Annotated in this window: 22 protein-coding genes and 1 tRNA gene; 19 read left to right on the forward strand and 4 right to left on the reverse strand. The window is 61.3% G+C overall.

Going from position 1 to position 20,074, the window contains the following annotated elements; all coding sequences use genetic code 11:
* Positions 1–24 precede the first annotated feature (24 nt).
* The 5 genes from lptB to AAC029_RS04015 all read left to right on the forward strand — a co-directional run bounded on the left by lptB (position 25) and on the right by AAC029_RS04015 (position 4,359).
* Positions 25–786, forward strand: coding sequence for an LPS export ABC transporter ATP-binding protein (gene lptB / locus AAC029_RS03995; RefSeq protein WP_339744206.1), 762 nt, complete (start codon positions 25–27; stop codon positions 784–786).
* Between the two features lie 36 nt (positions 787–822).
* Positions 823–2,340: an RNA polymerase factor sigma-54 gene (gene rpoN, locus AAC029_RS04000; RefSeq protein ID WP_339744208.1), complete on the forward strand. Its 1,518-nt coding sequence runs from the start codon at positions 823–825 to the stop codon at positions 2,338–2,340.
* Positions 2,341–2,521: 181 nt separating this feature from the next.
* Positions 2,522–3,130: a ribosome-associated translation inhibitor RaiA gene (gene raiA / locus AAC029_RS04005; RefSeq protein WP_339744210.1), complete on the forward strand. Its 609-nt coding sequence runs from the start codon at positions 2,522–2,524 to the stop codon at positions 3,128–3,130.
* A 39-nt stretch (positions 3,131–3,169) separates the two neighbouring features.
* Positions 3,170–3,634 (forward strand): PTS IIA-like nitrogen regulatory protein PtsN, encoded by a 465-nt coding sequence (gene ptsN, locus AAC029_RS04010; RefSeq protein WP_339744212.1) that lies wholly within the window; start codon positions 3,170–3,172, stop codon positions 3,632–3,634.
* Between the two features lie 104 nt (positions 3,635–3,738).
* Entirely contained in the window at positions 3,739–4,359 is a 621-nt protein-coding gene (locus AAC029_RS04015; protein WP_339744214.1) for a hypothetical protein, read from the forward strand.
* Between the two features lie 166 nt (positions 4,360–4,525).
* Here the strand turns inward: AAC029_RS04015 and AAC029_RS04020 are convergent.
* Positions 4,526–4,601 (reverse strand) — tRNA-Ala (locus tag AAC029_RS04020).
* Positions 4,602–4,711: 110 nt separating this feature from the next.
* Positions 4,712–5,152: a TIGR02300 family protein gene (locus tag AAC029_RS04025; protein WP_339744217.1), complete on the reverse strand. Its 441-nt coding sequence runs from the start codon at positions 5,150–5,152 to the stop codon at positions 4,712–4,714.
* A gap of 111 nt (positions 5,153–5,263) precedes the next feature.
* Between AAC029_RS04025 and aroA the strand changes: the two genes are divergently transcribed.
* The 5 genes from aroA (at position 5,264) to AAC029_RS04050 (ending at position 11,490) form a co-directional block, all read left to right on the forward strand.
* Complete coding sequence (gene aroA, locus AAC029_RS04030) at positions 5,264–6,604, forward strand: 3-phosphoshikimate 1-carboxyvinyltransferase (RefSeq protein WP_339744219.1); 1,341 nt, start codon at positions 5,264–5,266, stop codon at positions 6,602–6,604.
* A gap of 1 nt (position 6,605) precedes the next feature.
* Positions 6,606–7,232 (forward strand): (d)CMP kinase, encoded by a 627-nt coding sequence (cmk, locus tag AAC029_RS04035; RefSeq protein ID WP_339744221.1) that lies wholly within the window; start codon positions 6,606–6,608, stop codon positions 7,230–7,232.
* A gap of 184 nt (positions 7,233–7,416) precedes the next feature.
* Positions 7,417–9,120 carry a 30S ribosomal protein S1 gene (gene rpsA / locus AAC029_RS04040; RefSeq protein ID WP_339744223.1) on the forward strand — a complete coding sequence of 568 codons (1,704 nt, stop codon included), beginning with the start codon at positions 7,417–7,419 and terminating at the stop codon, positions 9,118–9,120.
* 135 nt (positions 9,121–9,255) lie between these two features.
* Positions 9,256–9,543 (forward strand): integration host factor subunit beta, encoded by a 288-nt coding sequence (locus AAC029_RS04045; RefSeq protein WP_339744225.1) that lies wholly within the window; start codon positions 9,256–9,258, stop codon positions 9,541–9,543.
* 585 nt (positions 9,544–10,128) lie between these two features.
* A complete protein-coding gene (locus tag AAC029_RS04050; protein ID WP_339744227.1) occupies positions 10,129–11,490 on the forward strand; it encodes a hypothetical protein in 1,362 nt (453 codons plus the stop codon).
* Positions 11,491–11,709: 219 nt separating this feature from the next.
* On the opposite strand, the gene AAC029_RS04055 is transcribed toward AAC029_RS04050, so the two are convergent.
* The gene (locus tag AAC029_RS04055) at positions 11,710–11,913 is read right to left on the reverse strand and encodes a hypothetical protein (protein ID WP_339744229.1); all 204 of its coding nucleotides are present in this window, start codon (positions 11,911–11,913) and stop codon (positions 11,710–11,712) included.
* A 40-nt stretch (positions 11,914–11,953) separates the two neighbouring features.
* Between AAC029_RS04055 and AAC029_RS04060 the strand changes: the two genes are divergently transcribed.
* From AAC029_RS04060 to AAC029_RS04100, 9 genes are all read left to right on the forward strand, one after another.
* Positions 11,954–12,907 carry a LysR substrate-binding domain-containing protein gene (locus AAC029_RS04060; protein ID WP_339744231.1) on the forward strand — a complete coding sequence of 318 codons (954 nt, stop codon included), beginning with the start codon at positions 11,954–11,956 and terminating at the stop codon, positions 12,905–12,907.
* Positions 12,904–13,548, forward strand: coding sequence for a phosphoribosylanthranilate isomerase (locus AAC029_RS04065; protein ID WP_339744233.1), 645 nt, complete (start codon positions 12,904–12,906; stop codon positions 13,546–13,548). Before AAC029_RS04060 ends, AAC029_RS04065 begins: the two co-directional genes overlap by 4 nt.
* 16 nt (positions 13,549–13,564) lie before the next feature.
* The gene (trpB, locus tag AAC029_RS04070) at positions 13,565–14,797 is read left to right on the forward strand and encodes a tryptophan synthase subunit beta (protein WP_339744235.1); all 1,233 of its coding nucleotides are present in this window, start codon (positions 13,565–13,567) and stop codon (positions 14,795–14,797) included.
* 84 nt (positions 14,798–14,881) lie between these two features.
* On the forward strand, positions 14,882–15,163 hold the full coding sequence (locus AAC029_RS04075) for a BrnT family toxin (protein ID WP_339744237.1): 282 nt from the start codon (positions 14,882–14,884) through the stop codon (positions 15,161–15,163).
* Complete coding sequence (locus AAC029_RS04080; RefSeq protein ID WP_339744239.1) at positions 15,138–15,437, forward strand: BrnA antitoxin family protein; 300 nt, start codon at positions 15,138–15,140, stop codon at positions 15,435–15,437. The genes AAC029_RS04075 and AAC029_RS04080 overlap by 26 nt, the downstream gene beginning before the upstream one ends.
* A gap of 54 nt (positions 15,438–15,491) precedes the next feature.
* On the forward strand, positions 15,492–16,280 hold the full coding sequence (gene trpA / locus AAC029_RS04085; RefSeq protein ID WP_339744241.1) for a tryptophan synthase subunit alpha: 789 nt from the start codon (positions 15,492–15,494) through the stop codon (positions 16,278–16,280).
* Between the two features lie 31 nt (positions 16,281–16,311).
* Positions 16,312–17,247, forward strand: coding sequence for an acetyl-CoA carboxylase, carboxyltransferase subunit beta (gene accD / locus AAC029_RS04090; RefSeq protein ID WP_339744243.1), 936 nt, complete (start codon positions 16,312–16,314; stop codon positions 17,245–17,247).
* Entirely contained in the window at positions 17,222–18,544 is a 1,323-nt protein-coding gene (locus tag AAC029_RS04095; protein ID WP_339744245.1) for a folylpolyglutamate synthase/dihydrofolate synthase family protein, read from the forward strand. Before accD ends, AAC029_RS04095 begins: the two co-directional genes overlap by 26 nt.
* A gap of 95 nt (positions 18,545–18,639) precedes the next feature.
* Positions 18,640–19,653, forward strand: coding sequence for a S41 family peptidase (locus AAC029_RS04100; protein WP_339744247.1), 1,014 nt, complete (start codon positions 18,640–18,642; stop codon positions 19,651–19,653).
* 82 nt (positions 19,654–19,735) lie between these two features.
* On the opposite strand, the gene trxA is transcribed toward AAC029_RS04100, so the two are convergent.
* Positions 19,736–20,062: a thioredoxin TrxA gene (trxA, locus tag AAC029_RS04105; protein ID WP_339744249.1), complete on the reverse strand. Its 327-nt coding sequence runs from the start codon at positions 20,060–20,062 to the stop codon at positions 19,736–19,738.
* Positions 20,063–20,074: the final 12 nt, after the last annotated feature.

Consider the following 20,074-nt stretch of genomic DNA (forward strand, 5'->3'; position numbering starts at 1 on the left):
CTTCCGATTGAGAGTAATTTGACCATGGCAATAACCGACACCCTCGCAGCGGCCCCGTCCGCCATTGGCACGGGACTGGTGGTTGAGGCGATCGGCAAGACCTATCGCAAGCGATCTGTCGTCAAGGGCGTCTCGCTCTCACTGCAGCGCGGCGAAGTGGCGGGCCTGCTTGGCCCGAATGGCGCTGGCAAGACTACCTGTTTCTACATGATCACCGGCCTGGTCGAGGTCGATTACGGCCGTATCCTGCTCGATGGCGAAGATATCACGCGGCTGCCGATGTATCAGCGCGCGCGCCTCGGCATCGGATATCTGCCGCAGGAAAAATCCATCTTCCAGGGCATGAGTGTGCGCGAGAATATCCTCGCCGTCGCCGAAGTGGTCGAGAAAAACCGCAAGCAGCGCCACGAGCTGGTTGATCAATTGCTCGAGGAATTGCGGATTTCCCACTTGGCCGACGCGCCGGCACCCTCGCTGTCGGGCGGCGAGCGCCGCCGCGTCGAGATCGCCCGGGCCCTGGCGACACGGCCCTCATTCATGCTGCTCGACGAGCCCTTCGCCGGCATCGATCCGTTGGCGATTGCCGATATTCGCGACCTGATCCGGTTTTTGAAAAACCGGGGCATCGGCATTCTCATCACCGACCATAATGTCCGGGAAACCCTTGAGATTACAGACCGCGCGACCATTATCCATGAGGGCGAAGTGCTGTTTGAAGGCTCGCCCGGAGAGATCCGTGCCGATCCCGATGTCCGCCGCGTTTATCTCGGGGAAAGCTTTGCCTGATTAACTTCTGCGGTAAACCACCACGCAGAGGCGTTCATGGCCGGACTGATGCAAAAGCTGGAGATGCGCCAGGGTCAATCCCTGGTGATGACGCCCCAGCTACAACAAGCCATCAAACTGTTGCAGCTCTCGAATATCGAGCTGGCCGAGTTCGTCGAGCACGAACTTGAACAGAACCCCCTGCTTGAACGCGACGACCGCGGCGAAAGCACCGAATCAACGCGTCAGGAAAGTGATAACGAGCCGCGCGAGCTGGAATTCACAGCCGCGAACGGCGATGCCGCCGATGCGATCGATGCCGATTCTGACATGCTGCATGGCGAGGATTCCAAATCCGACCTGTCGGGCGTTGAAACCGCGCAGGCCGGCGATTCGGTTGGGATGGGCGCCAGCACCTGGTCCTCGACCGGCAGCGCCGGCGGATCGTTCAATGGCGAAGAATACGATGCCATCGCCAACTCCACGCGCGATGTCTCACTGGCCGAACACCTGCACGAACAATTATCGACCGCGACCTCCGATCCGATCGACCGCCTGATCGGTGGCCATCTGATCGATCTGGGCGATGAGGACGGCTATCTGCGTGCCGATCTCGATGAGATCGCCGAGCGCCTGGGCCTGGAGCGGGCCCGGATCGAAGCCGTGCTGGCCCTCACTCAGACATTTGAGCCCGCCGGCGTCATGGCGCGTGATCTGGCCGAGTGCCTGGCGCTGCAATTGAAGGAAAAAGACCGGCTCGACCCGGCGATGGCGACGCTGCTCGACAATCTCGAACGCTTGGCCAAGCATGATTACGGCACGCTAAAAGCCCTGTGCGGCGTCGATGGCGAAGACCTCGACGACATGATCGATGAAATCAAGGCCCTGACGCCCAAACCGGGCCTCGCCTTCGGCATCGAATCGACCCGAGCCGTCGAGCCCGACGTCTATATCCGCCAAGCGCCCGATGGCGGCTGGCATGTGGAGCTCAATACCGAGACCTTGCCGCGCGTCCTGGTCAACAATCGCTACTACAATGAAATCAACGCCGCAGCCCGCAATGATTCTGAGCGCAGCTTCATCACCGAGTGCAGCCAGAATGCCAGCTGGCTGGTCAAAAGCCTCGATCAGCGCGCCCGCACCATCCTGAAAGTTTCGAGCGAAATCGTGCGGCAGCAGGATCTCTTCCTCGTGCATGGTGTGGCCTATCTGCGACCGTTGAATCTGAAAACTGTCGCCGACGCCATTGGCATGCACGAATCGACCGTCAGCCGGGTGACCTCTAACAAATACGTCTCGACGCCACGCGGCATGTTCGAATTGAAATATTTTTTCACGTCTTCCATCCCTTCGGCCGGCGGCGGCGAATCCCACTCGGCAGAGGCTGTCAGGCACAAAATCAAGCTCCTGATCCAACAGGAAACCGCCGACGATGTGCTGTCCGACGACAAGCTTGTCGAACTATTGCGTGGTGAGGGGATTGAAATCGCCCGCCGGACTGTGGCCAAATACCGTGAAGCGCTTAATATCCCCTCATCGGTCCAGCGCCGCCGCATGTTGAAACGTGCCAGCTAGAGACGGGACGGTCAGCGCATGAAGGTGATACTTCTGTCACGCCCCATGTGGTTGGAAAGCAACCATCGCATACGATTGACTCTCGCCACAGCCCCCGCCTAGGGTCCGCCCGCAATCCGGGGGGAGGTGGAACAGTTTTTGACGCCTCACAAGCTGGTGTATGGCCAGCGGGAAGGAGCGCATGCACATTCAAATCGCAAACAAGGGTATCGATGTCAGCGATAGCCTGAGAGCCAAGATCCTCGACCGGGTCGAGGACGGCGTTTCGAAATATTTCAGCCGTCCGGGCGAAGCCTATGTCTCAATCGCGCGCGAAGGTGACGGCTTCCGCATCGACTGCTCCCTGCACCTGCCCTCGGGCATGATGTTGCAGGCCCATGACAGCGCCGATGACGCCTACAAGGCAGCCGACGGAACCGTCATCAAGCTGGAAAAGCGGCTTCGCCGCTACAAGCGCAAACTCAAAAATCATCGCCAGGGCCAGCGGTCGGAACTTCCAGCCGAATCGCTGCCGATCTTCGTGCTCAAGGGCATGCGCGACACCTATTCCGAAGAAGACGAGGATCAAGTCGAGGAAAGCCAGTCCGATGTCCCCGAGCCGATCGTCATCGCCGAACACCCCGGCGAAGTACGTACGCTCACGGTTGGCATGGCTTCGCTGGAACTCGACGCTGCTGATTCGCCCTTCCTGATGTTCCGAAATGCCGCTAATGGCGGGCTGAACATTGTCTACCGGCGTCCAGATGGCCATATCGGTTGGCTTGACCCCTCCCGCGTAGCGCCGGCCTGACACGCTTGGAATTCAGGCCGAAAATAGAGTTGTTTTGACATGGCATTAGAAGATTTGATCCCAAGCGGCGGCGCGACCGTCGATTTCGGTGCATCCAGTCGAAAACAGGCCCTGCAGGCCATGTCGGAGACGGCCGCGAACGCGACGGGTCTGAACGCACGTACGATTTTTGAAGCTGTGCTGCAGCGTGAACGCCTTGGCTCGACCGGTGTCGGCCAAGGCGTCGCGATCCCGCATGCCCGTTTGCCGGGGATCAAGGAAGTCACCGGTTTCTTCATGCGCTTGCGCACGCCGATTGATTTCGAATCGATCGATGGCCAACCGACCGACCTGATTTTCCTGCTGCTGGCGCCAGAAGATGCCAGCGCCGAACACCTCAAAGCGCTGGCCCGGGTCTCGCGCATGCTGCGACGCGACGATGTGCGCCGCCGCTTGCGTGCGGCACCGGATGCCGCCGCCATCTACGCTGTCCTGGCCGGAGAGCCCGCCACCGACGCCGCCTGAGCGGAGCCTGCCCGTCCGACATCGACGACCTGACGCCGGCCCCTGCAGCTGCGGATTTCGTGTACGGTGGACGCGGGGAGAGCCCCCGCTGCAGGAGCCAAAACATGAGAACCCAGATCAATGAGCTGCTCGAGAAGGTCCGGACGCTGGAAGGCGAGCTGGAAATCCAGCTGGCCGAACGGCGGCGCAGTTATGGCTACAAGCTCGAGCAGGGCCGCCTGTTCATCACCCGGGAGGCGCGTGAACGGCAGGCAGCACTGAAGGTCGGGTTGCGCCACTATCTGATCGATAGCGGCGTGCTGACGATCCTGACAGCCCCCTTCATCTATGCCGTCGCGATCCCGGTCTTCGCCCTCGATGTGGTGGCGAGCCTGTATCAGGCGGTGTGTTTCCGGGTGTATGGCGTCGACCAGGTCAAGCGGCGCGCCTATGTCGTGTTCGACCGCCACAGGCTGCCCTATCTCAATCTGATCCAGAAGGTGAACTGCTTCTATTGCGCCTACGCCAATGGCGTGATCGCCTATGTCCACGAAATCGCCTCCCGGACCGAACAATACTGGTGCCCGATCAAGCACGCCGAGCGGCTCGCCGGCACGCACAGGCGCTATGATGGCTTCCTTGAATATGGCGATGTCGGCGAATACCCACAAAGCTTGGAGGAGCAGCGCCGCCGGCTGCGCGATGAGGGCGACCTGCCACCGGACCCGGAAGGACCGCAATCATAATAAAAAGACCCGCCAGTGATCCGGCGGGCCTTTTTTTCGCTGCGAGGTGTCGTGAGAGCTGGAAAACCGGCGGTGCAGTCCGCCTTCGCCAAGGCTACGGCGGGACATTCTTCGCTCGAATGAGTGTTGGGCCTGCCTGGCCGCAGCTCGCGCAGCGAGCGAAGAATGGTGGAGCCAGACGGAATCGAACCGACGACCTCTTGCATGCCATGCAAGCGCTCTCCCAACTGAGCTATGGCCCCCACTATCCTTGCGCCGCGATGGGGTGCGGCGAGAGGCGCGGAAACTAGTCCCGCTTTTCACGCGGATCAAGCCTCAACGCAGCACCTTGTGCAGCATCGCGTTGGCGCGGTCAAAGGTCCTCGTCTTCACCCTTGGTGAATTCGGCGAAATCATCGTCTTCATCGTCGTCGAGCAGGACCGTATTATCGTCCTCGTCGACCGTCTCTTCGCCGTCATCTTCCTCAAAACCATCAGGAATATCGTCGCTGAGGCCCGAGCCCTCATCGTCGTCATCCTCATCATCGACCACGATGTCATCGCCGGCGTCGCCAACCTCTGGCGTGTCGTCGACTTCGTCTTCGAATCCGTCGGCCTCGACGGGCTTGGCCTTGACCGGCAACTCGTCATCATCATCGGGCAAGGGCGCAGCCGTTTTCAAAGGCGCGCGTACCAGTTCGGGGTCGAACTCGTGCTCGCACTTCGGACACCGCGCCGGGCGTCGGCCCAGATCGTAAAATTTGGCTGCGCACTTGGGACAAGTGCGCTTGGAGCCCAGTTCAAGTTTGGCCATGACATCCCTTCACAACCGGTTTTGTTTTTCGGCGCGACCCGTTGCCACGATCATCACGCTCTGTCAAAACCTCATCCCCGTCTTCTCACTTCAATCGTTGAATTTTCGTTGATGACCCAGCTTGCCACCCAATTGCAAGGCCCGTTTTCGGCACGCCCGTGTGGACCGCTGCGCGGCACGCTCGCCGCCCCTGCCGACAAGTCGATTTCACACCGCGCCTTGATCTTTGCAGCACTGGCCCAAGGCGCAAGTCAAATCGAAGGTCTGCTCGAGAGCGGGGATGTGTTGAACACTGCCAAGGCAGTTGCAGCGCTCGGAGCCCGGGTCGAGCGGCTCGGCCCAGGCCGTTGGCGCGTGACCGGTACGGGCGGACGATTCGCGACACCGGGCGAGCCACTCGATTTCGGCAATTCCGGCACCGGTGTCCGCCTGATGATGGGTGCCATCGCCGGCAGCGGTGCTGGCGCCGTGTTTACGGGGGATACCAGCCTGTCATCGCGTCCGATGCGCCGCGTCACCGATCCGCTCGAAGCGATGGGCGCGCGCCTCTCCAGCACCGAGGGCCGCCTGCCTGTCACGCTTGAGCCGTCAGACTTGCATGGCATCGCCTACACGCCTCCGATTGCTTCTGCCCAGGTCAAGTCGGCCCTGTTGTTGGCCGGTCTCGGCGCAAGCGGCGAAACCATCATCACCGAGCGTCATGCGACGCGCGATCATACCGAGACGATGCTACGGGCGTTCGGCGTCAAGCTGGAGGTCACGCAGGGCGATGACGGCGTGCAGATCCGGCTTCCCGGTCAGCAAAGCCTGAAAGCGCAGGACGTCACCGTGCCGGGCGATCCGTCCTCGATCAGCTTCGCCCTTGTCGCGGCGCTCATCCTGCCCGGCTCGGAAGTCCATATCACCGGCGTAATGGATAATCCCTCGCGCACCGGCCTGATCGAAACGCTCAAGGAGATGGGGGCCGATCTCGAGATTACCCCAGGCCCAATAATGGCTGGTGAACGGACGATGGATATCATCGCCCGCTATTCCCAGCTGCATGGCGTCGATGTGCCGGCTAGCCGTGCGCCGTCGATGATTGACGAATATCCCGTCCTCGGCGTCGCGGCCGCTTTTGCCAGCGGAACGACCAGCATGGCCGGGCTGGCCGAGCTGAAGGCCAAGGAGAGCGACCGGCTCGCCGGCACCGCGGATCTGCTGAGCCGCAATGGCGTCAGTGTCGAGGCGGGCGAAGACAGTCTGACCGTTTATGGCAAAGGCGCGGGCATGGTGCGCGGCGGCGGGACGGTCGCGACCCATCATGATCACCGCTTGGCGATGAGCGCGCTGGTGCTGGGGCTTGCGGCGCAGCAGCCGGTGACCATCGACGATGCATCAATGATCGCGACCAGCTATCCCGGTTTTGCCGACGATATGAGAGCGCTTGGCGCGACACTGGAGCCCGCCTGACATGATGATCGCCGTTGATGGTCCGCTCGCCTCGGGCAAGGGCACGATTGCCAAGGCGCTGGCACGCCATTTCGGCCTGCCGCATCTCGACACCGGCGCGCTCTACCGCGCGACAGCCATCGCCGTGATCGACGCGAAGATTGACCCGGCCGATGCTGGGGCAGCAGCGGGCGCGGCCCGCGCGTTGGATATCACCGCGATCGATGAGGACCGCATCCGCACCGCAGAGGCCGGCGCCATGGCCTCGCGTGTCGCCGCGCTGCCGGCCGTGCGTGCAGCGCTCTACGACTTGCAGCGTGAATTTGCCCTGCGGCCTGGCGGCGCCATTCTCGACGGCCGCGATATCGGCACGGTGATCTGTCCCGATGCCGACGTGAAGCTCTACGTCACCGCCAATGCCGAGACCCGCGCCGACCGGCGTTGGCGCGAATTGACGGCGCAGGGCGATCCGATCAGCTATCAAACCGTGCTCGACCAGACCCGCGAACGCGATAGTCGCGATACCGGCCGGGCCGACGCCCCCCTGCGCCCTGCCGACGACGCAACCTTGCTTGATACCTCGTCCTTGAGTATAGACGCGGCGATCGCTGCGGCCATACGCATTGTGGAAAACGCTCAGAACGCGTGATCCACAAGGGCTTTGACGGTCATCAAACCGGGCTTACCGACTTCAAATTGCGCGCGATTTTACCATCGCTGCGGGCCTTGAGGTGGGTGCCCATGGAAAAACCCCTTGCCGGGCCAAACTGGCCCAGCGATGCGACTTATCCCGCATTTTGCGGCTCGCATCGCATTCTGGAGCAACCTCTTACATGTCTACCGAAACCCTTACCCCGACGACCGACGATTTTGCCGCCATGCTCGAAGCGAGCCTGGCCGGCCGCGACCTTGCCGAAGGCCAAGTCATCAAAGGCATTGTCACTGCAGTTGAAAATGATGCCGTCGTTGTCGACGTAGGTCTCAAGACCGAAGGCCGTATTCCGGTCCGCGAATTTACCGGTCCTGGTTCCAAAGCCCCCAAAGTGGGCGATGAAGTCGAAGTCTTCCTCGAGCGCATTGAAAACGCCCTCGGTGAAGCCATGCTGTCGCGCGACAAAGCTCGCCGCGAAGAAAGCTGGGATCGCCTCGAGCAGTCCTTCGAAAAGAAAGAACCTGTCAACGGTGCCATCGTCGGCCGCGTCAAGGGTGGTTTCACGGTCGATCTGGGCGGCGCCAGCGCCTTCCTGCCAGGTTCGCAAGTCGATATCCGCCCCGTGCGCGATGTCGGCCCGTTGATGAACCAGGAACAGCCTTTCGCCGTTCTCAAAATGGACCGTCCGCGCGGCAATATCGTCGTTTCGCGTCGTGCCGTGCTTGAAGAATCACGTGCCGAACAGCGTGCTGAACTCGTCGGCCAGCTGGCCGAGGGCGAAGCCCGTGACGGTATCGTCAAGAACATCACCGATTACGGCGCATTCGTCGATCTCGGCGGTATTGACGGCCTGCTGCACGTCACCGATATGTCGTGGAGCCGCGTTGGTCATCCATCCGAAGTCGTTGAAGTCGGTCAGAACGTCAAAGTTCAGATCATCAAGATCAACAAAGAGACCCAGCGTATCTCGCTCGGCATGAAGCAGCTGATGTCCGATCCATGGGAAGGCGTTGCCGCCAAATACCCGGTCGGCGCCACCTTCAAGGGCCGCGTGACCAATATCGCCGAATACGGTGCCTTCGTTGAACTCGAGGAAGGCGTTGAAGGCCTGGTCCACGTGTCCGAAATGAGCTGGACCAAGAAGAATATCCACCCAGGCAAGATCCTCTCGACCTCCCAGGAAGTCGAAGTCATGGTTCTCGATGTCGACGCCGACAAGCGCCGCATCTCGCTGGGTGTCAAACAGACCCAGCGTAATCCTTGGGAAGTGTTTGCCGAGAATTATCCTTCGGGCTCGCAGATCCAGGGCGAAGTCAAGAACATCACCGAATTCGGTCTGTTCGTTGGCCTGGAAGGCGAAATCGACGGCATGGTTCACCTGTCCGACATCTCGTGGGATCAATCAGGCGAGCAAGCCATCGAAGCCTTCAAGAAGGGCGACATGGTCGATGCGAAAGTTCTCGATGTCGATATCGACAAGGAACGCGTCTCCCTCGGCATCAAGCAACTGGCTGGCGATCCGATGGATTCCACCGGTGCCAATCGCGGTGACACCGTGACCTGTACGGTCACTGAAATCACCTCGGGCGGTATCGAGGTTACCTTCGGCGACGATGCCGGCGTCAAAGCCTTCATCCGCAAGTCCGACCTGTCGCGCGATCGTGCCGAGCAGCGTCCGGAACGTTTTGCGGTTGGCGACAAGGTTGATGCCCGCATCACCAATATCGACAAGGCCTCGCGCCGTGTCTCGCTTTCGGTCAAGGCGCTTGAAATCGCCGATGAGCGCGATGCGGTCCAGCAATACGGTTCATCCGATGCCGGCGCTTCGCTCGGTGACATTCTCGGTGCAGCGATGCGCGAGAAGGATGCCGATAAAGGCGAGTAAATCAGCCAAACCCTTAGGGGTTGCGTAGAAATTGCGGCCAGGGCTTCTAGCTCTGGCCGCTTTTTTTTGAATCTGGCGCATTGACGCGGGCGCGTGCAAGCGTCAAGTTTGATCTTTCAGGCGTGGAGATGTCGCATGATCAAATCCGAGTTGATCGACAAACTTGCCGAAGCCAATCCCCATCTCTACCACCGGGATGTCGAACGGGTCGTCAATACCATTCTCGATGATATTACCGAGGCCCTGGCTCGCGGCGAACGCGTTGAGCTTCGCGGCTTTGGCGCTTTTTCGGTGCGTCACCGTCCGGCCCGCGTCGGTCGCAATCCGCGCACCGGCGACAGTGTTGCCGTCAAGGAAAAGCACGTACCCTTCTTCAAGACCGGCAAGGAATTGCGCGAGCGCGTCGACGCTTCGCGGAGTTAGAAACTGATGTGCGTCTTATCTTGAGGGTGACGTGCTCAGCTTGCTACCTGACAAGCCCGATTGATGCCGTGCATTGGCCGCTGGCTCTTGCCCGCTTTCCCTGAACGAATTGCGGTAATCAGCTTGGCTGGGCGTGCGCTCTGTTGTGTGGCCGTCTTGTGTATGGCCGTCTTGGCAAGCCACCGCGCTGGAGTCTGATCTTCCGCACCGTGTTCGGACCGCGATGAGACGGGCGGCACTCGGGAATGTTTTCCACTGGGCCTGTGGATATACCGGTCCCGCCATAATGCCTGTCACGGACATCCCCAACCGCACATCCCTTTAGCAACAGCGCTGATCTGGTGCATATGTGACACCCACAATGCACGCTAAGGGAACTTGATGGATATAGACAACCTAAAGGGTTCTCGATATGCTCTCCTTCAGAGAGCGTGGCATGAGAGGGTGCCCTACAGACCAGGACAGCCCGTGCACGAGCCTGCTTCAGGGTCAGATCCGCTTGGGGTCGGGGCTGCCTGTTGCATCTCAGCCATAGCTGCTCAGGCACCGATCTTCCCTTTGGGGAGCGGAGTGAGGAGACTTCCCGTGGATATGAAACAAACGATCAATTTTACCACCCCAGACCCGGCGGCGACGGCCAATTATTCATTGCCGCAATATGTCGGCTGTGGATTCAACCCGCCCTATACCTGTTGGACGATCGCAACGGTCGGTGGGTATTTCAAATTTAACCTTCGGCTGGATCAGCAGCAGGGGGTCAATCTGATCTTCCAATTGTGCAGCTCCCTTGTGAACGGCACCACCAACTGCCCGATCAACATCACAGTCAACGACACACTTCTTGTCAGTGGCTTCGACCCTCATATTACGAGCTTCTACGACATGGTCTGGTCCGTTCCGGCGTCCATGCTGAGAGCCGGCGATAATGAGATTGTCATGACGCTGTCGGGTGGCTTTTCCCAAGTGTTCATGCGCTACGCCATCGTCGATTTGCATCCAGCCAGCGTCGGTGAATCGAATTGGCTCGCGGCTCTGCCAGACTCGCTTCCAATTGGCCAAATCAATCTGCCCGGAACCCATGATTCTGCCGCGATCAACACGACGATCCACACGCCCTATGCCTGTCACCGGTTTTCGATCACGGACCAGCTCACAGGAGGCGTCCGTCTCCTCGATGTCCGTCTGAAGGTTATGAAATCGGGAGGCGACTACACTTTCATGACCTGCCATGGGGACCTCGGGAGCGGCTCGGGCGTCAATGAATATCAGTCCTTTCCGTCACTATTGGACGAGTGCAAGGCCTTCCTTGGTGCCAATGCCTCGGAATTCGTCATCATGTCGCTGAAGATTGATGACTGGAACGGCAATAACAACGATCCGACGGCCGTTTTCAACGCCCTCAAGGCGTTGCTCGCCAACTATCCTGTGACATCATCCTCAAATATGCAGACGCTGGGCGCCGTCCGCTCAAAGATCGTGCTGCTCAACCGGATCAATAACGACATCCAGCTCGGCGCTCCGATGGCTTGGCAGGACAGTACGCCTGGCAGTGTCGCCTACCATAACTCCAATCGGAACTACTCCATCTACGTTCAGGATCAATATAACGGTCTGCCGACATTCGGCGCCACCAGCTACAAACTCAATCTCGTAACGGCCGCATTCACCCAGGCGCCCAATTATGACGTTGTGCTGAATTTCGCCAGCGCGACCTGGTATGGCGTCATCGGGGTCTATGTCATGGGCGATCTGATCGGATTTTTCGGCCAGAACTCCGCCCCGGCGCGCCCGTCAAAATTCGGCTGGACGCTGTTCGATTACCAGTTCGAGCAATACAATACCGATGTCTATGGCTGGTTCGACATCGTCAAATTCATCATTTCCTCGAACAGCCAATATGCGGGGTACGAAAACGCCTTCGTCGTCGTCGGCCATGACGAGCTATAGGACTGGGTGTCGATAGGACACCACTCGGACGCACCAACGCGGCGGGCGAACCGTCAGTGACAACGCAGTCACTGACGGTTCGCAGGCTCAAGCCCTGACCGCAATTGGACAGGGGGGAGATGAGCCCTCCGGCAACGGGACATCCCCATCCCCGGATCGCACCGCATACCCGGCCAATGCACATCGGCATCGGGCATCGCCGGGTATTCGGGTGAACGCCTAAACCTTGCGGTGGTAATCGGCATTGTCGCCGAGCTCTGCGAGCAGGCGCTCGAACCAGCCAATCCAGCCACCAGCGATTTTCCAGCGCAGAGCCTTGGCGTCCAGCGGCCGGGTGGGTTGGGTTTCATGTATCAATTCATAGAGCGTCATCTCGCCCTCCATCATCAGTGTGACCTTGCTATAGCGGGAGAAATGCGCCATTGACCAACGGGTATTCAATGGTCTGCCATAAGTGGTCTTTATGGGTAACGTCTCCCGTCTGCCGCCGATCAATGCCATCCGGGTCTTCGAGACCGCGGCCCGATTGGGCAATTTCACCCGCACCGGCGATGCGCTGGGGATGACCCAGGCCGCCGTCAGCTATCAGATCAAGCAGTTGGAGGACCGGCTCGGCTTTGCCGTGTTCGAGCGCAAGCCGCGCCATGTCGAATTGACGCCCCGCGGTGCCCAATTGGCGCGCGGCACGTCGGAGGCTTTCCGTCTGCTGGAGCGGACATTCCGCGATGTCCGCGAGGCCCGCGACTCGGTGTTGACGATCACTGCCCTGCCGACTTTTTGCTCCAACTGGCTGGTGCCGCGCATCGGCTCCTTCCAAGTGGATAATCCGGCACTCGCCGTGCGGATCGACAGCCGTCCGGAGCTGGTCGATATCCGGGCCGGGGATGCGGATATCGGCATCCGTCTCGGCACGGGAAACTGGCCCGGGCTGGAAGCGCGCCGGCTGTTCTCTGACACGGCGACGGCGCTCGTGCCGGCTCGCACTGCCAAACGGTATGGCCCCTTCACCACGCCAGGCGATCTGCTGCGTCTTCGCCTGATCGGACCGATGAGTTGGTGGCGCGACTGGCTTTCCGGAGCGGGTGGCGACGCGTCTCGTCTGCCGGAACGCCCGCATCTGGAGCTGGAGACCCAAACCATGGAGGTCGCTGCCGCGATTGCCGCTGGCGATGCCGCCGTCATGGTCTCGCCGCTCTATTTCGCCGAACAGATTGCCGCCGGCAGTCTGATTCAACCCTTCGCCCACGAGACCGGCCATGGCGAGGGCCACTGGCTGGTGTTCGACAAGGCTCGCGCCAAGGAGGCCAAGATCGCGGCTTTTGTGCAATGGATGCTGTTCCAGCCGATGGCCTTCTGCCTCAACCGCCCACAACCCGCTTTCCCTCAAGGCGGCGAGGCGCTAACTCCATCGTCATGACCGAGATCAAATTCTGTGGCCTGAAGACCGGGCGTGATGTTGCCGCCGCCAAAGCGGCTGGCGCGCGCTGGACCGGCTATGTGATTTTCCCCGCCAGCCCGCGCCACGTCTCGCCCAGCTTGGCCGGTGAATTGGCGCATCTGGCCAAGGGGACGCAGACTGTGGCGGTGATGGTTGATCCTGATGACGATCTGCTGGCTCAAATCCGCGATGCGATGCAGCCCGACTGGATCCAGCTGCACGGGTCGGAAAGCCCGCAGCGTGTGGTGCAGGCACGGGCCTATGCGCGCCGCGGCATCATCAAGTCGATCCCCGTCGCGACGGCCTCCGATCTCGATGCTGTGCGCGTCTATGACCGCATCGCCGACATGCTGCTGTTTGACGCCAAAGCACCCAAAGGCGCCGACCGGCCCGGCGGCTGGGGTGAGGGCTATGATTATGCCCTGCTGAAAAATCTGGAGCTTTCTGTGCCCTGGCTCTTGTCCGGCGGGCTTGATGCCAGCAATGTCGCCGCCGCTGTCGCAGCCAGCGGTGCCAAGGCGGTCGACGTGTCCTCGGGCATTGAATCGGCGCCCGGCGTCAAGGATGCGGCACGGATACAAGCCTTTGCCGATGCGCTGGCAGCCCAGCGCCCGGTCTGATCTGAAGGAGAGCGCCATGAGCGAGACTGCGCCCGTCGACACCCGACCCAATTCGCTCTCGGCCTGGCCGGACAAGAACGGCCGTTTCGGCGATTTCGGTGGCCGCTATGTCGCCGAGACGCTGATGCCGCTCATCCTCGAACTGGAAACGGCTTACGAAGCGGCCAAGGTCGATCCCGAATTCATCGCAACGATGGATGAATTCCTGCGCGATTATGTCGGCAAGCCGAGCCCGCTCTATCATGCCGCACGGCTGACCGAAGCCTTTGGCGGTGCCCAGGTCTGGCTCAAGCGGGATGAGCTCAATCATACCGGCAGCCACAAGATCAATAATTGCCTCGGCCAAGTGCTGCTTGCCTTGCGCATGGGCAAGACCCGCATCATCGCCGAGACTGGTGCAGGCCAGCATGGCGTCGCGACAGCCACGGTCGCGGCCCGTTTCGGCCTGCCCTGCACGGTTTTCATGGGCGCCACCGATGTCGCGAGGCAATCGCCCAATGTGTTCCGCATGAAATTGCTCGGCGCCGAAGTTGTGCCCGTCAAATCCGGCACTGGCACGCTGAAGGATGCGATGAATGAAGCCCTGCGCGACTGGGTCACCAATGTGCATGACACTTTCTACGTCATTGGCACCGTCGCCGGCCCGCACCCTTATCCGGCCATGGTGCGCGATTTCCAGTCGATCATCGGCCGCGAGGCCCGCGCCCAGATCCTCGAGCGCACCGGACGGCTGCCCGATGCCTGCGTCGCCTGTATCGGTGGCGGCTCCAATGCGATGGGGCTGTTTCATCCCTTCATCGATGATGAGGATGTCCGCCTGATTGGCGTCGAGGCCGCCGGCCTCGGTCTGGACACCGACAAGCACGCCGCCAGCCTCAAGGGCGGACGCCCCGGCATTTTGCACGGCAACCGCACCTATCTCCTGCAAGATGATGACGGTCAGATCATCGACGCCCACTCAATCTCCGCCGGGCTGGACTATCCCGGCATCGGCCCGGAGCACGCCTTCCTGCACGACATGAAACGCGCCGAATACCTCTCGGCCACGGACGTCGAAGCGCTGGAAATGTTCCAGATCTGCTCCAAACTCGAAGGCATCATCCCGGCGCTGGAACCGGCCCACGCCCTGGCCCGCGTCCGCGATCTGGCCAAGGAGCTGGGCCCCAAGGGCATGATCCTGATGAATATGTGCGGCCGCGGCGACAAGGACGTGCCGCAGGTGGCGGAGATGCTGGGGGTTGAGCTATAGCAACTTTTGATTGTAGCTTGTTCTCACAATCGTATTCTGACAAAAGGAAATGCTTGATGGAGACTACAGCTGTAGCTACAATCCATGGAATTCGATTGGGATCCGGCGAAGGATGACGCAAACCGGCGCAAGCATGGCTTCGGCTTTGAGCTGGCCGTGCGCGCCTTCAGCGGCCAGTGCCTCACCTTGCCCGCCCGAAGTGTTGGCACAGAGGCCCGGAGCCTGACGATCGGCCGGATCGAGGACTTGTTGGTCGTTGCCGTCGTGCACACGGACCGTGAGGGTCGGACAAGGCTGATCTCGGCCCGACCGGCGAGCCGGCGTGAAAGGGAGATATCCCATGGCTTTGAAGCGCGTGAAACTTGAGGACCTGCCGCCACTGACTGATGCCCAACGCGCCCGCATCCGTGAGATCGCGGCCATGCCCGATGAGGATATCGATTATTCCGACATCCCCGAACTCGATGAGGCCTGGTTCGCCAAGGCTGTGCTCTGGACACCTCCGTCCAAGAAGCAGCTCACCTTGCGGCTTGACGAGGACATCATCGCCTTCTTCAAGGAAAGCGGTAAAGGCTACCAGACACGGATGAACGCCGCCCTGCGCGCCTATGTCGATGCGATGAAGAAGGGTGAGGCGTGAGTTTTCAGGATATGAGAGGGTATCGGCCAACGCCCGCAGGAGCAGACGTCTGACATGAAGAACCGCCTGACCACCCGTTTCTCCGAGCTGGAAGCCTGGGGCCGCCCCGGTTTCGTCGCCTATATCATGGCCGGCGATGGCGACAGCGCCGGCCTGCTGGCGGCGCTCCCTGATGCCGGCGCCGATGTAATCGAGCTGGGCATGCCCTTCACCGATCCGATGGCCGATGGCGCCTCGATCCAGGCGGCGGCGCTGCGCTCACTTGATGCTGGCATGACGCTGAACGGCACACTCGAACAAGTGCGCGAATTTCGCAAACAGAACAAGACCACCCCGATCGTGCTGATGGGCTATGCCAATCCGATCCATTCCCTGGGCTGGGAGAAATTCGCCAAGGCGGCCGCCAAGGCCGGTGTTGACGGGCTAATCTGTGTCGACCTGCCGCCCGAGGAAGACAGCGTCTTGCGGCCGCATTTGGCCAAGCTCGGCATCTCGATGATCCGCCTCGCCACCCCGACGACGGACGACAAGCGGCTGGCAACAGTGGTCGAAAACACGTCGGGCTTCGTCTATTACGTCTCGACGACGGGCGTGACGGGGACCGGCTCCGGTGCGGTCACCGATGTTGGCAATGCGGTGGCGCGCGTCAAGGCGGCGAGCGGCTTGCCGGTCGTGGTCGGCTTCGGTGTTCGCACGCCGGAACAGGCCAAGGCTATCGCCCAATGCGCCGATGCGGTGGTCGTGGGTTCGGCGATTGTAGATGCGATGCATGATGGCGGTGTTGCGGGCGCGGTAAAATTGGTGAAAACCTTGTCGGCCGCCACACACGGCGTGAAGCGATGAGATTTGGGCAATGAGGGATCGGGATTCGGAAATGAACTGGCTCTCCAAGATCACCCCTCCGGGGATGTCGAAAATTTTCTCCAAGCGGGAGACGCCCGATAATCTCTGGGTCAAATGTCCCATCTCGGGCGAGATGGTGTTCCAGAAGGATCTGGAGGCTGGCCAATTCGTGACGCCTGCCGGCCATCACATGCGGATCGGACCGGCCTGGCGCTTCCAGTTCACCTTTGATGATGCGTTCGAGGAATTGAGCACGCCGGAAGTGCCCAAGGATCCACTCAAATTCCGCGACGAGAAAACCTACGTCTCCAAGATCGCTGCGGCGCGCAAGAAGACCGGGCGCGACGATGCGATGGCGATTGCCGTTGGCCGTATTGGCGGCGTCGAATCCGTTGTTCTGGTACAGAATTTCGCCTTCATGGGCGGCTCGCTCGGCATGGCGGCCGGCGAGAGCTTCATCAAGGCGGCCGAGACCGCGATCGCCAAACGCGCGCCGCTGATCGTCTTCACCGCAGCGGGCGGTGCCCGCATGCAGGAAGGCGCCCTCTCGCTGATGCAAATGCCGCGCACCACGATTGCCGTCGAGATGCTGCGCGAGGCGAGCCTGCCCTATGTCGTCGTATTGACCGATCCGACCACGGGCGGCGTCACCGCCTCCTATGCCATGCTCGGCGATGTCCAGATTGCCGAACCCGGCGCCCTGATCGGCTTTGCCGGCCCGCGTGTGATCGAGCAGACCATCCGCGAGAAACTTCCCGAAGGCTTCCAGCGCGCCGAATACCTGCTGGAAAAAGGCATGATCGACCAGGTCGTCCACCGCCACGAAATCCCGGCCACCCTGGCGCGCATGCTGCGCGTTTTGATGAAGCGGCCCAGCGGCTCGACACCGGCCCGGCTGGCACCGCCCTCGCCCGATCATGTGGCGGCGGACGGAGGATCGCATGAGCGCCCGACGCCAGGACGTTGACGATGCGCTGACGCGGCTCGCGCGGCTGCACCCCAAGACGATCGACCTGTCGCTGGGACGCCTTCAGCGCCTGCTTGCGGCGCTCGGAAACCCCCAGGACCAGCTGCCGCCGACGATCCATGTCGCTGGCACCAATGGCAAAGGCTCGACCTGCGCCTACCTGGCCCAGATGGCGCGCGCCAACGGCAAAAAAGTTCATGTCTATACCTCGCCGCATCTGGTCGATTTCAACGAACGCATCCAGATCGACAGCCAGCCGGTCGGCGATCAGGCGCTGATCGAAGCCTTCGCGCGTTGCGAAGCGGCCAATTTCGGCGAACCGGTCACCTTCTTTGAGATCACCACAGCGGCGGCCTTCCTGCTGTTCAGCGAGCACCCGGCCGATCTGCTGATTCTCGAGGTTGGACTGGGCGGCCGGTTCGACGCCACCAATGTGATCGCCAAGCCGATCCTGTGCGTCATCACCGCCATCAGCCTGGACCATCAGGAATATCTCGGCGCCGAGATCGGCATGATCGCGCGCGAGAAGGCCGGGATTTGCAAATTCGGCGTTCCGACCATCATCGGGCGTCAGGATCCGGAAGCCGAGGAAGCCCTGCTCAAGGAGGCCCGCCGTGTCGGCGCGCTGACCTATCTCTGGGGCCAAGATTTTCGCGCCTATCAGCAGCATGGCCGCCTGACGTATGAAGACGAGAGCCGCGTCTGGGATCTGCCCCGCCCGAGCCTGATCGGGCCGCACCAGGTCGAGAATGCCGGTGCCGCCGCCGCCTGCGCCGCCGTGCTGCAATGGCCGGAAAAATGTGTCGCCGACGGCATCGCCCACACCTCTTGGCCGGCCCGGCTGCAGAACATCACACGCGGCCCGCTCGGCGAGATCGCAAAGGCCCACAATGCCGAGCTCTGGCTTGATGGCGGCCATAATCCCGCCGCCGCTGCCGTCCTCTCACACGCCTTCGCCGACATGGACGAGCGCGAAGACCGCCCGCTGGTGATCATCGCCGGCTTCTCGCCGCACAAGGATGTCGAGGGCTGGTGTTCCCAATTCGCCGGACTGGCGCGCCGCCTGATCGCGGTCGAGTTCAAATCCGGGCGCGGCGGCTCGCAGCCGGCCGAACATGTCGCGGCCTGCTCCAATGCGGTGGGCCTGAAGGCGGAAGTTGCCACCAGCCTGCTGCAGGCGATGAAGAATGCCGCCAAGGAAGTGCCCGCACCGCGCATCCTGATCGGTGGCTCGCTCTATCTCGCCGGCGAAGCGCTGGCGCTGGGCGGCGCGGCGCCGCACCAGACGCCGGGCTGATCAGTTCACACCGGCATTAGCAGTCCGGCCGCATCCGATTTCCGAGCCAGAGGCATCCCAAGTCTATCGCTTTGACAGCCCGGACAGGATTTCTGATGCCCCACACACCACTTTTTGCCGCCTCCCTCATGGTCCTCGCACTCGCCACGCCAGCGTTCGGACAGACGGCCCCTGTGATCACTGACTATGTCGCCCTGGCCGACGCCATCGACACAACCATGCACGCCCACCACTACAATCCCGCCGAGCTGGACACCCCGGCCTACGCCGCTGTCGAAAGCGCCGTGCGGGATCTGGCTGAGACGGCCACGAACGATGAGGCGTTCAAAGACGGTTTCGAGGCCATCTGGGAAACCGGCCCGTTCTCGCACGTCGATCTGCGGCACGAAGATCGCAATGCCGAGGCCATCACAGACTGGGTCGACCAGCTGCGCGTCGGTCAGGGAGCCGCATTGAGTTGGGATGGCGATATCGCCGTGCTCACCGTGAATACGATGATGGGAATTGATACGATCGAGCAGATCGATGCGGCCTATGATGATATCTCGGCTCGCGACACCGCGGCTCTGATCATCGACCTGCGTGCGAATCGCGGTGGCATGTTTGCCTTCAAACCGCTTGTGGAACATGTGCTCGATGCCCCGCTGGATATCGGGGTCTTCGTTTCGCAGGGCTGGAACGCCCACATGGATCGCGCGCCCGGGCCGCAGGATATCGTGGGCCTTGAGCCATGGACCGGCTGGTCGATCCGTGATTTCTGGGATTCAGCCCAGGCCAATGACCTCACCCTGGCCCGCCTCAATCCGGACGACGTGCATTATGCGGGTCCCGTCTATGTCCTGATCAGCGAACGCACAGCGAGTGCGGCGGAGATCGCCGCCGATGCGCTGCAGGCCTCAGGCCGCGCAACCTTGATCGGGCATCGCTCTGCCGGGCAGATGCTGTCCCAGAGGGTTTATGACATGCCGGGCGGGTTTCAGCTCTACCTGCCGATCGCCGACTTTTATTCACTCGCGAATGGCCGGATCGAAGGCCATGGCGTGATTCCGGACGTGGATGCCAATGCTGCCGAGGCGATGGACACCGCCCTCGAGCTGGCGCGCCAGTAAGCATCCGCCACAAAATCCGCGCACAAAAAAGCGGGCCGTCCGAAAGGGCGGCCCGCTTCTCATATTGTCAGCCGTATCTGGATTACGCGGAAAGTGTCTCGCGAACCCATTCGGTGATCTTGCCCTTGGCCATCGCACCGATCTTGGTGGAAGCGACCTGGCCGCCCTTGAAAATCATCAGGGTCGGGATGCCGCGAACGCCGTATTTGCCCGGCGTCATCGGATGATCGTCGATATTCACCTTGGCAATGGTGAGTTCGCCGGCCATTTCCTCGGCCAATTCTTCAAGTGCGGGTGCAATCTGTTTGCACGGGCCACACCATTCGGCCCAGAAATCGACAAGAACGGGACGATCCGCATTGAGGACATCAGACTCGAAGGAATCATCGCTGACCGCTTTCGTCGCCATGGGCTACTCCTT

Origin of the sequence: uncultured Maricaulis sp. (assembly GCF_963975345.1) — a bacterium.
GTDB lineage: Bacteria > Pseudomonadota > Alphaproteobacteria > Caulobacterales > Maricaulaceae > Maricaulis.

What these genes read in the sequence shown, in the direction of transcription:
- lptB (WP_339744206.1), top strand. Translation starts at nt 25, where the DNA reads ATGGCAATAACCGACACCCTCGCAGCGGCCCCGTCCGCCATTGGCACG.
- rpoN (WP_339744208.1), top strand. Translation starts at nt 823, where the DNA reads ATGGCCGGACTGATGCAAAAGCTGGAGATGCGCCAGGGTCAATCCCTG.
- raiA (WP_339744210.1), top strand. Translation starts at nt 2,522, where the DNA reads ATGCACATTCAAATCGCAAACAAGGGTATCGATGTCAGCGATAGCCTG.
- ptsN (WP_339744212.1), top strand. Translation starts at nt 3,170, where the DNA reads ATGGCATTAGAAGATTTGATCCCAAGCGGCGGCGCGACCGTCGATTTC.
- AAC029_RS04015 (WP_339744214.1), top strand. Translation starts at nt 3,739, where the DNA reads ATGAGAACCCAGATCAATGAGCTGCTCGAGAAGGTCCGGACGCTGGAA.
- AAC029_RS04025 (WP_339744217.1), bottom strand. Translation starts at nt 5,152, where the DNA reads ATGGCCAAACTTGAACTGGGCTCCAAGCGCACTTGTCCCAAGTGCGCA.
- aroA (WP_339744219.1), top strand. Translation starts at nt 5,264, where the DNA reads ATGACCCAGCTTGCCACCCAATTGCAAGGCCCGTTTTCGGCACGCCCG.
- cmk (WP_339744221.1), top strand. Translation starts at nt 6,606, where the DNA reads ATGATGATCGCCGTTGATGGTCCGCTCGCCTCGGGCAAGGGCACGATT.
- rpsA (WP_339744223.1), top strand. Translation starts at nt 7,417, where the DNA reads ATGTCTACCGAAACCCTTACCCCGACGACCGACGATTTTGCCGCCATG.
- AAC029_RS04045 (WP_339744225.1), top strand. Translation starts at nt 9,256, where the DNA reads ATGATCAAATCCGAGTTGATCGACAAACTTGCCGAAGCCAATCCCCAT.
- AAC029_RS04055 (WP_339744229.1), bottom strand. Translation starts at nt 11,913, where the DNA reads ATGGCGCATTTCTCCCGCTATAGCAAGGTCACACTGATGATGGAGGGC.
- AAC029_RS04060 (WP_339744231.1), top strand. Translation starts at nt 11,954, where the DNA reads ATGGGTAACGTCTCCCGTCTGCCGCCGATCAATGCCATCCGGGTCTTC.
- AAC029_RS04065 (WP_339744233.1), top strand. Translation starts at nt 12,904, where the DNA reads ATGACCGAGATCAAATTCTGTGGCCTGAAGACCGGGCGTGATGTTGCC.
- trpB (WP_339744235.1), top strand. Translation starts at nt 13,565, where the DNA reads ATGAGCGAGACTGCGCCCGTCGACACCCGACCCAATTCGCTCTCGGCC.
- AAC029_RS04075 (WP_339744237.1), top strand. Translation starts at nt 14,882, where the DNA reads ATGGAATTCGATTGGGATCCGGCGAAGGATGACGCAAACCGGCGCAAG.
- AAC029_RS04080 (WP_339744239.1), top strand. Translation starts at nt 15,138, where the DNA reads ATGGCTTTGAAGCGCGTGAAACTTGAGGACCTGCCGCCACTGACTGAT.
- trpA (WP_339744241.1), top strand. Translation starts at nt 15,492, where the DNA reads ATGAAGAACCGCCTGACCACCCGTTTCTCCGAGCTGGAAGCCTGGGGC.
- accD (WP_339744243.1), top strand. Translation starts at nt 16,312, where the DNA reads ATGAACTGGCTCTCCAAGATCACCCCTCCGGGGATGTCGAAAATTTTC.
- AAC029_RS04095 (WP_339744245.1), top strand. Translation starts at nt 17,222, where the DNA reads ATGAGCGCCCGACGCCAGGACGTTGACGATGCGCTGACGCGGCTCGCG.
- AAC029_RS04100 (WP_339744247.1), top strand. Translation starts at nt 18,640, where the DNA reads ATGCCCCACACACCACTTTTTGCCGCCTCCCTCATGGTCCTCGCACTC.
- trxA (WP_339744249.1), bottom strand. Translation starts at nt 20,062, where the DNA reads ATGGCGACGAAAGCGGTCAGCGATGATTCCTTCGAGTCTGATGTCCTC.